General features: G+C 36.3%; 10 protein-coding genes. 6 read left to right on the forward strand and 4 right to left on the reverse strand.

The window, feature by feature from the left end; genetic code table 11:
• Positions 1–34: 34 nt before the first annotated feature.
• Positions 35–652: a 4'-phosphopantetheinyl transferase family protein gene (locus J3U19_RS04200; RefSeq protein ID WP_267340253.1), complete on the reverse strand. Its 618-nt coding sequence runs from the start codon at positions 650–652 to the stop codon at positions 35–37.
• 97 nt (positions 653–749) lie between these two features.
• Here J3U19_RS04200 and metC point away from each other — a divergent pair, with 97 nt between their 5' ends.
• Both metC and tilS read left to right on the forward strand, forming a co-directional pair.
• The gene (gene metC, locus J3U19_RS04205) at positions 750–1967 is read left to right on the forward strand and encodes a cystathionine beta-lyase (protein WP_267345495.1); all 1218 of its coding nucleotides are present in this window, start codon (positions 750–752) and stop codon (positions 1965–1967) included.
• A gap of 11 nt (positions 1968–1978) precedes the next feature.
• A complete protein-coding gene (tilS, locus tag J3U19_RS04210; RefSeq protein WP_267345497.1) occupies positions 1979–3286 on the forward strand; it encodes a tRNA lysidine(34) synthetase TilS in 1308 nt (435 codons plus the stop codon).
• Positions 3287–3323: 37 nt separating this feature from the next.
• Here the strand turns inward: tilS and J3U19_RS04215 are convergent, their stop codons facing one another.
• Both J3U19_RS04215 and suhB read right to left on the reverse strand, forming a co-directional pair.
• Entirely contained in the window at positions 3324–5507 is a 2184-nt protein-coding gene (locus J3U19_RS04215; RefSeq protein ID WP_267345499.1) for a heavy metal translocating P-type ATPase, read from the reverse strand.
• 847 nt (positions 5508–6354) lie between these two features.
• Positions 6355–7158 (reverse strand): inositol-1-monophosphatase, encoded by an 804-nt coding sequence (gene suhB, locus J3U19_RS04220; RefSeq protein ID WP_267340246.1) that lies wholly within the window; start codon positions 7156–7158, stop codon positions 6355–6357.
• A 387-nt stretch (positions 7159–7545) separates the two neighbouring features.
• Here suhB and ubiU point away from each other — a divergent pair, with 387 nt between their 5' ends.
• The 4 genes from ubiU (at position 7546) to csdE (ending at position 11218) form a co-directional block, all read left to right on the forward strand.
• On the forward strand, positions 7546–8541 hold the full coding sequence (gene ubiU / locus J3U19_RS04225) for a ubiquinone anaerobic biosynthesis protein UbiU (protein WP_267340245.1): 996 nt from the start codon (positions 7546–7548) through the stop codon (positions 8539–8541).
• Between the two features lie 153 nt (positions 8542–8694).
• A complete protein-coding gene (locus tag J3U19_RS04230) occupies positions 8695–9573 on the forward strand; it encodes a U32 family peptidase (RefSeq protein ID WP_267340244.1) in 879 nt (292 codons plus the stop codon).
• Positions 9530–10753, forward strand: coding sequence for a cysteine desulfurase CsdA (csdA, locus tag J3U19_RS04235; RefSeq protein ID WP_267345501.1), 1224 nt, complete (start codon positions 9530–9532; stop codon positions 10751–10753). Before J3U19_RS04230 ends, csdA begins: the two co-directional genes overlap by 44 nt.
• Positions 10754–10822: 69 nt before the next feature.
• A complete protein-coding gene (csdE, locus tag J3U19_RS04240; RefSeq protein WP_267345503.1) occupies positions 10823–11218 on the forward strand; it encodes a cysteine desulfurase sulfur acceptor subunit CsdE in 396 nt (131 codons plus the stop codon).
• A 68-nt stretch (positions 11219–11286) separates the two neighbouring features.
• Here the strand turns inward: csdE and dolP are convergent, their stop codons facing one another.
• A complete protein-coding gene (dolP, locus tag J3U19_RS04245; protein WP_267340239.1) occupies positions 11287–11868 on the reverse strand; it encodes a division/outer membrane stress-associated lipid-binding lipoprotein in 582 nt (193 codons plus the stop codon).
• Between the last annotated feature and the right edge of the window lie 129 nt (positions 11869–11997).

The raw sequence follows: 11997 nt of genomic DNA on the forward strand, positions 1-11997 counted from the left end.
TTACAGGTTAAATATGTAACAGCATATTTATTCATTAAGATTGTAGTATCAATTCTGTAATAGGTTTATTATGATTAACAGCAAGATGAACCGATGCTACTTGCTGATATTGATAATAAAAATGCTGTCCAAATGGTGCACTAATCAACTTTTTATCAATATCGACTTTTACTGATTTTATTTGCCAAACGCCTTTAGCATATAATTTAAGTGCTGATTCTTTTAATGTCCAAAGCTGCCAAAAGGCTTTTAAAGTATCCGCTTGCTTCATCATCCATTGACACTCCGCATCGGAAAAAAAGTTTTTGGCAACATCCAAATAATTTTTTCGGGGGCGATCGACTTCAATATCAAGACCGATGCTACCATTTAACGATATTGCAACAGCTACCCAATCTTGACTATGACTGATATTAAAATCAGGAAGATTAGTATTTAAAAAACAAGGTCGGTGATTATCACCTATGACCATAGTTGGTAAAATATCAATTTGACAATACTGATTAAGTAAACTCGCTAAGATTGAACGACAGACTAAAAACTGTTTTTTTCGTCTTCCATTGAATAATTCAGCATCGTTAATGATTTGTGTTGATAATAGCGAATAGTTCACTTCTGCCGTGTCTAAATGGGCAAGTTGGACAATTAACATTTTGTATAGCCATTTTAAACAAAATTTATTTTTTACTATTTTAACAGCATGCTATGCTAACTGTTATCAAAATTTATCAGATCACTAAGGATGCATCATGTCATTACAAACAAAATTAGTTCATGCGGGTCGAAAAAAACGCTATACCCAAGGTGCAGTCAATTCCGTTATTCAGCGAGCTTCATCGCTAGTTTTTGATTCAATCAAAGCAAAAAAAGAAGCAATGGAAAATCGGACTAAAGGGGCTCTATTTTACGGTCGTCGTGGCACTTTAACTCATTTTGCTTTGCAAGATGCCATGGTAGAAATAGAGGGAGGAGCAGGCTGTTACCTATATCCTTGTGGAGCAGCAGCAATTGCAAATGCCATTTTAGCTTTTGTAAAAGCAGGAGATCATATTCTGGTATCGGAAGCCAGTTACGAACCTACCCAAGAATTTTGTGAGCATATACTTAAAGATTTTGGAGTGGAAACCGATTATTTCCCGCCACTCATTAGTCGATATATTACTAAATATATAAAACCGAATACTAAAGTGGTATTTCTTGAATCACCAAGCTCAATTACCATGGAACTGCATGATGTGCCTGCAATTGTTAAAGCAATCCGTAGCGTGAATCCAGAAATTGTGATTATGATGGATAATACATGGGGAGCAGGTGTTTTATTTAAAGCATTAGAGCACGATGTTGATATCTCAATTCAAGCCGGTACTAAGTATTTAATTGGTCACTCAGATGCCATGTTAGGAACGGCTGTTGCCAATCAACGCTGTTGGGATAAATTACGTGAACGTTCTTATTTAATGGGGCAAATGTGTGACGCAGATACCGCTTATATGGCAGCACGAGGATTGCGAACTTTAGCCGTTAGATTAAAACAACATCATGAAAGCAGTATAAAAGTGGCAAATTGGTTAGCTAATCACCCTAAAGTGGCAACCGTTAATCATCCAGCACTCGAAAGTTGTAAAGGACATGAGTTTTTTAAACGTGATTTTAGTGGCGCTAGTGGTCTATTTTCATTTGTACTTAACGATCATTTAAGCGAAGTGCAATTATCTGATTTCTTAGATAATATGACTCACTTCTCAATGGCATATTCATGGGGTGGATTCGAATCACTAATATTGGCCAACCAACCCGAAGATCTAGCAAAAATACGACCAATATCCGGCATTGATTTCACTGGTACGTTAATCCGATTACATATCGGTCTTGAAGATCCTGATGATTTAATTGCCGATTTGGCTGCTGGTTTGGATAGAATCAAACTACATACAAACAAGGTTAATGCATTACAAAGTTTAGTATAAATGGATAGCAGATGGGTCATCAAACAAAGAGCGACAATGTGATTGAACAAACTATTTTACAACACCTAAACGGTCGGCAATCGCTACTTGTTGCCTTCAGTGGTGGAGTTGATTCAACCGTATTAATGCAAGCATTAGTCAATTTAAAGCGACAGTTACAAAATTTGCAACTCAGAGCAATTTATATCCATCATGGTTTGAGTCAAAATGCCGATAATTGGGCTGAACATTGCAAACAACAATGCCTAGTTTGGCAAGTCCCTTTGATTATTGAAAAAGTAAAACTTGATAGAACAGCTGGCAATATTGAAGAACAAGCCAGAGAAGCCCGTTATCAAGCAATTTATCGACATTTAGAAAATAATGAGTTTTTATGTACTGCCCAGCACCTTGACGATCAATGTGAAACTTTCTTTTTAGCGTTAAAGCGTGGAAGTGGACCAACTGGCTTATCCGCTATGCCGATTGAAAATGGACAACATCTTCGACCATTATTAACGATATCTCGTCAAGAGATTGAACAGTATGCCAATCTACACCAATTAAGTTGGATAGAAGATGAAAGTAATCAAGATGACCATTACGATCGCAACTTTTTACGTTTAAATGTTCTACCAACACTTAATCATCGTTGGCCTCATTTTTCACAAATGGTTGCTCGCAGTGCAAAATTATGCCAACAACAAGAAGCGCTACTTAACGAACTACTGTTAGCTGATTTTAAACAAGTTACAACATCAAAAGGGCAGTTATGTTTAACACCGTTACATGGCTATTCGGACTATAAACGTAATGCCATACTACGAATGTGGTTTCGATCTCAACAAATCAATATGCCAAGCCAAAAACAGTTATCGTTGATATGGCAAACAGTGGCTTTGGCACAAGAAGATGCTAATCCGAAATTCATATTGCATAATTGGCAAATTCGCCGATATCAAAACCAGCTCTATTTGTTGCCTTTGTATCAAGATATTGAGCAACAAATTTTACCTTGGGATTTAACCGCTTCGCTAACTTTGCCGGATAATTTAGGTATATTGCAGCCCAATTACCAAACCAATTTAACTTGTCGTTTACCACAAAATGATGAAACCGTATCAGTCCGATTTCATGCTCAAGGGCAATTTCAAATTGTTCAACGCCAGGGATCGCGATCGATAAAAAAATTGTGGCAAGAGCATCATATTCCACCGTGGATGCGCACCCGTATTCCCTTAATTTATTATAATGAACAACTCATTACCGCAGTTGGGGTATTTGTTACTGAGCAAGGTAAAGGATCACAAGTTGGGTTTAACCTTATAAATAAACAATAAGGAGACAATCCGTCTCCTCAATTTACAAAATATCAAATTATTTTGTTTCAGAACGAGCTTTCCATCGTTTCAACAACAACGCATTTGTCAACACACTCACACTGCTCAGTGCCATTGCTGCACCAGCTATCATTGGATTTAAAAAACCTAAAGCAGCGAGAGGTATGCCAATTAAATTGTAGAAAAACGCCCAAAATAGGTTTTGTTTAATTTTATTATAAGTTCTTCGAGAAATATCGATAGCATCGGCAATTAAAAATAGATTGCCACGCATTAAAGTAATACTGGCCGTATGCATTGCGACATCAGTTCCCGTCCCCATTGCAATACCAATATCAGCGGCAGCTAAAGCCGGTGCGTCATTGATACCATCACCAACCATGGCAACTTTATTATTACTTTGGCTATCTTTTTGTAATTGATAAATATAGTTCGCTTTATCTTGAGGCAAAACTTCAGCAATAACTTTATCCAAATTTAATTGCTGTCCTACATAATTAGCAGCTTGTTGATTGTCACCGGTTAACATAACCGTATTTACCTTTAATTGATGTAATGCATCAATAGCACTTTTTGCTTCAGGCTTAATAACATCAGAAAAACCGAATATGGCTAATATCACAATACTATTTTCTGATTGCTGTTTGGCTAAAAATGAGATTGTGTAACCTTTTTGCGTAAGCTCATTAACTTTATCCTGCATATCTACAAAATAGGCATTTAACGTTTTCATCCAACGCAGACTGCCTAAATAATATTCATGGCTATCAATCGTTGCCATCACTCCTGAACCCGCGATTGATGTAATATTTTGTGCATAACTGTAGGATTTAGCCTTAGCTAATATTGCTTTAGCTAGTGGGTGTTCACTACCTGCTTGCATAGATGCTGCAACAGAAAGAATTTGATCGGCTGTTTCCATGCCCAGCACATCTAGTTCAACTAACTCTGGTTTACCGATTGTTAATGTGCCAGTTTTATCAAATGCTACAGTATTAATATTGTGTAAGGTCTCAAGTGCTTCGGCATCTTTAATCAAAATACCATGACGAGCAGCAACCCCCGTACCAACCATTATAGCTGTTGGCGTTGCTAACCCTAGCGCACATGGGCAAGCAATCACTAACACGGCAACCGCATGAAGTAAAGCTTGCTGCCAATCATGAGAAATAAAGCCCCAAGCAAGCAATGTAATTAAAGCAATCAATAAAATGACGGGTACAAAAATAGCACTAATCCGATCCACAATACGCTGAATTGGTGCTTTTTTCGCTTGGGCTGACTCAACCATAGCAATAATCTTAGACAACATAGAATCAGCTTGAATAGCGGTTGTTTTTACAATTAATAGTCCTTCACCATTTATAGTTCCACCGGTTACGGTACTATTGAGTGTTTTAGTAACCGGAAAACTTTCCCCAGTCAACATAGACTCATCACAACTTGATGCGCCTTCAAGAACAATACCATCAACGGGTATTCGCTCACCGGGTTTAATAACCACCACATCATTAACCTTAACCTGACTTATTGGCAAACTCACCTCTTGCTCTCCTTGTCGAACTAATGCTACTTCAGGGCGAAGCGCAGAAAGTGCCTCAATCGCTTGGGTCGTTTGATGTTTGGCCCTTGACTCTAACCATTTACCAATCAAGATCAAGGTAATAATAACCACTGATGACTCAAAATAGAGGTGATCGGCATGACCAATAATAAGCTGATAAAGAGAAAGTCCATAAGCAGCGCTGGTACCAATAGCAACAAGTAAATCCATATTCCCAGACAATGCTTTAGCTGCATTAAAACCACTACGATAAAATTTAGCGCCAAGTCCAAATTGTACAATCGAAGCAATCACTAATTGCAGCCAAGCGGGCATCATCCAATGAATTCCAAATAATTCAAATAACATCGGCAAAACAAAAGGAAGTGCTAATATAACCGAAATAATAATCGGCCAAACTGATGCTTGCTTACTCACGTCTTTAGCGTGAATTTCCGGCTCGGAAATCTTCACTGCATGGTAACCAGCTTTATCAACTGCTGCCATTAAAGTTTCTAATTTAACATCAGCATTAGCCTTAACGGTGGCCTTTTCAGTTGCAAGGTTTACACTAACATCAATCACACCATCAATCTTTCTTAATGCTTTTTCTACACGGCTAACACATGATGCGCAGCTCATATCTTCAACAAAAAAATTGTATTCAACTGTTTTCATTTGATGCATCCCTTAAGTGTTGATGTTGTTTGGGTTCAGTATTGGCTGAATGTTAACAAACTATTTTCCAACTAAATCTATTATTGTTTTAACAGATAGAGAAAGACTATTTCTTATCTTGATTAAAATGAGCCTGTCCTATTAAATGACATCAAATAACTGATAGCCACCTATAAAACAAGTCTTTTTTAATACTCAATCAAGATAGCAATAATCTCAATGATTATAATACTATAACAACATCAAAAATGTTTTAGTAACGATTCTATTAATAACCTATTTAATAACCATTCTAATGTTTATTATTCTTATAGCAAGAATGAACTTTTTTGATCTATACTTCCCCAAAAGAAACTATTGGGTCATTAACATGACGTATAAATCCGATCCTAATGAAGATTATCAACCTACTATTTGCTGCCAGTTGAGACAACAACAAATATCATTGGATAAGAATACAACTATCTAATTTTATTAAAATTAATGGAAGAAAAAACATTAAGATATTCTCAGTTACGTAAAGAAAGCCCATATGCACACCTAAAATGCTCACTCAACAACTAGGTGATCTTGAAACAAATGGCTTATTAATTGTAAAGTATTCTCAGTTATTCCACCGAAAGTCGAATATTCATAAACTTATTTTGGTAAAACGGTTAAACTCATATTAAAAGCAATGTATAAATGGGGATACCCTTGCTTAAATAGCCTAGGATCAGAAGTTAATTGTTCAATTGTTGAACTAGCAGACTAACTATAATAATTTAATTTAATCAGTTAGATAAGATTAAAAATCTGTATACGAAAAATACAGGATCTTGATAACCCTGTATTTTAATCTAAAAAATTAATTACGTAATTTTTCTGGCCAATCGTTTTGAGTGGAAACCAATAGATCTTTAACAATTCTAGGATTTCCAGCGACAACATTACCAGAAACCATATAATTATTACCACCAGCAAAATCGGTCATCACACCGCCAGCTTCACGCAAAATCAATTCACCGCCAGCGATATCCCATGGTTTTAAACCAATTTCAAAAAAGCCGTCTAGACGACCTGTTGCAACATAAGCCAAATCTAAAGCTGCCGAACCGCTACGACGAAAATCGCCACATCGAGTAAATAACTTTTGTAGAACCGTAAAATAGCTATCGCTATATTGTTTAGCCTTGAATGGAAATGCCGTTGCTAGCACACTACCATCTAAATCTTTAGCGTTACTGACACGAATACGGTAACCATTAAGCTGAGCACCTTTACCACGCGCAGCAGTAAACAATTCATTACTCATTGGATTATAAACCACAGCAACTTCGGTTTTTCCCTTAACACGAGCGGCAATAGAAACAGCAAAATGCGGAATATTCTTAATAAAATTGGTCGTACCATCAATTGGATCAATTATCCACTGAGTTTCAGCATCATTACCTTTAGCCAAACCACTTTCTTCGGCGATTATAGTATGATCAGGATACGCTTTTTTGATTGTTTCAATAATCAAAGCTTCAGCAGCGCGATCAGCATTAGTAGCAAAATCGTTAGCGCCTTTAGTATCAATTTCGATTGAACTAGGGTTTTCATAAGCCTTTATGGCCACATTACCTGCTTTACGAGCAGCGCGAATAGCAATATTAAGCATCGGATGCATAAATTTCTTCCAATTGATGATGTTAAAGAACGGATGGTTTTAGTAAAACTCACATAGTCATACTAAAATTTACAGTATAGTATAAAGGTTTTACCGCTTCATTGCCAGATTATGTTAGGATTGATGGCTAAAATAGCCTTATTCTCGTAACGCTGATCCTCTATCACCTTGTTACTTAATTTGCTTTATTTATATCTAGCTAATCAGTAAGAACTTTATTGATAACTATTAAGTTAGCTCACCAAGATTAATTAGAGTTAATAAAAATGGTTAAATCATTCTATCGTAACTTTTTTCACCGCATAATTGGCTTTCTATTCGCAATAAATTAAGAATTATTGCATAATACTTAGCGTATAAAAAAGCGAACTTAAGTTAGGAATAATTATGGAACTTCTTTGTCCAGCAGGATCTTTACCATCACTTAAAGTAGCCATTGATAATGGTGCTGATGCGGTTTATATTGGTTTAAAAGATGATACTAATGCCCGTCATTTTGCTGGTTTGAATTTTAATGAGAAGCGCTTAATTGAAGCCTCTGACTATGTGCATAGACATGGTAAAAAACTCCATATTGCAATTAACACCTTTGCGCATCCTGAAAATTTCCAGCGTTGGCAATATGCAGTTGATACAGCCGCCAATATTGGTGCCGATGCACTTATTATTGCGGATTTAGCAATGCTAGATTATGCTGCTGAAAAATATCCAAACCTTGAGCGTCATGTCTCAGTACAAGCATCATCAACCAATGAAGAATCAATTAAGTTCTACTATAACAATTTTCACGTACATCGTATTGTGTTACCGCGTGTACTTTCTATGCATCAAGTAAAGCAACTTTCACAAGTTTCGCCAGTTCCACTTGAAGTATTTGCCTTTGGTAGTTTATGTATTATGGCAGAAGGACGTTGTTATTTATCTTCTTATCTTACAGGCGAATCCCCCAACACTGTCGGTGCTTGTTCACCAGCAAAATTTGTTCGCTGGGAAGAAACCGAAAAGGGTCTTGAGTCGCGCTTAAATAATGTATTAATTGATTGCCATAAAAAAGGTGAAAATGCTGGTTATCCAACCTTATGTAAAGGTCGTTATTTTGTAGGAGATGAACTTTATCATCCTATTGAGGAACCAACCAGTTTAAACACAATTGAACTATTACCTGAGCTGTTTGCAGCCAATATTGCGTCAGTCAAAATTGAAGGTCGTCAACGTAGCCCTGCCTACGTTGAACAAGTAACTAAAGTATGGCGTCAAGCAATTGATCGCTATAAAGCAAATCCACAATCATTCCAGGCAGAAAAAAGCTGGATGGATACACTAGGTTCTGTATCTGAAGGAACCCAAACTACATTAGGTGCTTACCACCGGAAATGGCAATAGCACCATAGTGAGTATACTGCTTTATTAATTATCAAGAAATATTGATTATCAAACTTATCAGTTCTTGATTTTTTATGTACTTAACAACTTACGTTATGTCATTTTATTAATTGAAACCAGATTTAAGATAAATAAATTATAGTGAGCAAAACCATGAAATATGCATTAGGACCAGTGCTTTATTATTGGCCTAAAACTGAAACCGAAGCCTTTTATCACGCTGCAAAAGAGAGTGAAGCTGATATTATTTATATGGGCGAAACAGTTTGTACCAAACGTCGAGAAATGAAAGTCCCCAATTGGCTAGAATTAGCTAAGGAAATCGCCAAATCAGGCAAGCAAGTAGTACTTTCAACATTGGCTTTGCTTGAAGCTCCCTCCGAATTAAATGATTTACGACAGCTAGTCAATAATGGAGACTTTTTGGTGGAGGCCAATGATTTAGCTGCCATCAATATTGCTCAAGAAAATAAATTACCTTTCGTTGCAGGTCCCGCTATCAACTGTTATAACGCCTTGACTTTAAAATTATTACAAAACCGAGGTATGGTACGTTGGTGTATGCCTGTTGAACTTTCACGCGATTGGCTCAGTAATGTTCTTACACAGTTTGAAAGTCTAAATATTGAAAAAAACTTCGAAGTGGAAGTCTTTAGTTATGGTTACTTACCTTTAGCTTATTCCGCACGTTGTTTTACCGCTCGTTCAGAGGATAGACCAAAAGATAAATGTGAAACTTGCTGCATTAACTATCCGGTTGGTCGTGAAGTATTTTCGCAAGAACAACAAAAAGTTTTTGTACTAAACGGCATCCAAACACAAAGCGGTTATTGTTATAACTTAGGTAATAATTTAAAAGAGATGAAAGGATTAGTCGATATTGTACGAATATCGCCATTAGGAATCGAAACACTTGATATTGTAAAACAATTTAAAGCTAATGAAGATGGCTCTAATCCGCTGCACATTGAACATAAACGAGACTGTAATGGTTACTGGAATGGTATTGCTGGACTCGAACTTAGTCAATAAACATTTTACACCAAAGCAATTTAGGGCTGATTTTCCAGCACTAAACGGTAATAGTGTGTATCTTGATTCCGCCGCGACGGCCCTTAAACCTCAGGTAATGGTGGATGCCACCGTAACCTATTATGCACATAACACCGCAACAGCCAAACGAAGTTTACATCATGATGCGTTGCAAGTAACCCTTGCTATTGATAAAGCACGTCAGAATGTTGCTAATTTGCTTCATGCTAACAAAAATACTGAAATTATCTGGACTCGCGGCGCTACTGAATCAATTAATTTAATTGCCCAAAGTTATGCTCGCTGTGTATTACAACCTGAGGACGAAATTATTGTCAGTCAATTAGAGCATCACAGTAATTTAATACCTTGGTTAATGGTCGCTCAACAAACTGGAGCAAAAGTCATTGAATGGTCCGCCGATGTGGATGAATTATCATCTATAATATCATCAAGAACTAAAATTGTAGCAATAACTCATATGTCAAATGTCACTGGATTTTGCCCAAATTTAGCGACAATTAGCCATATCGTTCATCAACATAATGCTATCTTAGTAGTAGATGGTGCCCAAGGAATTGTCCATCATGATATTGATGTAACAACCCTTAATATTGATTTTTATGCTTTTTCGGCTCATAAATTGTATGGTCCAACAGGGCTTGGGGTTTTATATGGTAAACAAACCTTACTAGAGCAAATGTCTGTTTGGCATGGCGGAGGTAAAATGCTAAAAAATGCCTCATTTGATGACTTTATACAAGAAGAGATTCCTTATAAATTTGAAGCAGGCACACCCAATATAGCAGGCATTGTAGGCTTTAGTGCAACACTTGATTGGTTAAACCATTGGGATCTTAAAAAAGCAGAAAATTACACGGAACAATTAGCTCATTATGCTAAATCACAGCTAAGCAAACTGCCCAATTTACAATTTTACAATGTTGAAAACAGCCCAATTATCACATTTAATATTAACGATATTCATCCTAATGATGTAGCAATTTTACTGAGCGAGCAGAACATTGCGATTCGTACTGGCGAGCTATGTGCTCAGCCCTTAATGAAGAAATTGGGTTGTCATGGGGTTATTCGTCTATCATTAATGCCATATAATAATCAGCAAGATGTGGATACTTTTATCCAAGCATTACAAAATGCAATTGAAATCTTAGCCTAATTTTATACTGAAACGTATAGTTAACCTGAAACTTTTTTACAAACAGTCAATCATTTATAGGTCAATATTATGCTATCACAGCAAGACTTAACCAAATTATTTTTACAGCAACACAATTGGCAAGACCGATATCGACAATTAATTGTATTAGCGAAACAATTACCAACAATGCCTGAAAATTTAAAAACTGATGAAAACCAAGTCAATGGTTGTGAAAATCGAGTTTGGCTAACTTATCAAAAGCAAAAGGATAATACCTTTATATTTCAAGGTGACAGTGAAGGGCGTATTGTTAAAGGTTTACTGACCATTCTAATTATTATTGCTAACCACAAAACGGCAGAAAAAATTGCCAAAATTGATTTTCAATCTTTATTAAGCGAGTTGAAAATTACTGATGAGCTAAGTCAATCGCGATTACAAGGTATGACTAAACTCATTGAACGTATTCAATCTGTTGTATAAAAAAGGAGGGGAAAACTAGCTTTTCCCCCTTTTTGCTAAAAATTGTTACTAATTTATAAAAATGCTCATTAATTTTGGCTATAAGTAAAAAGTGTGATCACTTTTTTAACACCATTGACTTTACTAGCAAGTTGTGCAGCAGCTTTACCATCTTCTGATGTCACAATACCAATCAAAAATACTTCGCTATTTTCAGTTACAACTTTAATATTGCGTGCTTTAGTTTTAGCATTCATTATTAGCTGAGATTTAACTTTCGTTGTTATCCATGCATCATTGGTGATTGTCCCTGCACTTACAGGCTTACCTAGTCGAATTTGATTGTAGACTTTTTTTACGCCTTCAACTTCATAAGCCAAGCTTTCCGCCTTTTCGATTTGTCCACTGTTAGCTTGACCCGTTAAAAGGATATCACCGCCATAAGTACTGGTAACGATTCGTGCTCCAATAAATTGAGGACTATTATTTTTAAGTTTTATCCCCATACGTGAATTTAAAGTGGTATCATCAACTTGTGTACCAGTAGTACGAGGATCGGCAGCAACTTTTGCAGTAGCTGTAGCGCCAGCGCCAATTACAGCGGCAGTAATACAGCCTTGTAACATTAATGCACCGGTTATTAACACAGCAATTAAGGCAGCTCTCTTCATTATTACTCCTTACAATTTATCATATTGTAATAATCAAATACTAAAATCGCTGTTATTATGCCTTGTTGATAATGATTTGCAAAACAATTTTGTGTATTACGTTATGATAAAAACGATTAAAAATATAAG

It is taken from the genome of Gilliamella sp. B2828, assembly GCF_026537125.1.
In the GTDB taxonomy this organism is placed as follows: domain Bacteria; phylum Pseudomonadota; class Gammaproteobacteria; order Enterobacterales; family Orbaceae; genus Gilliamella.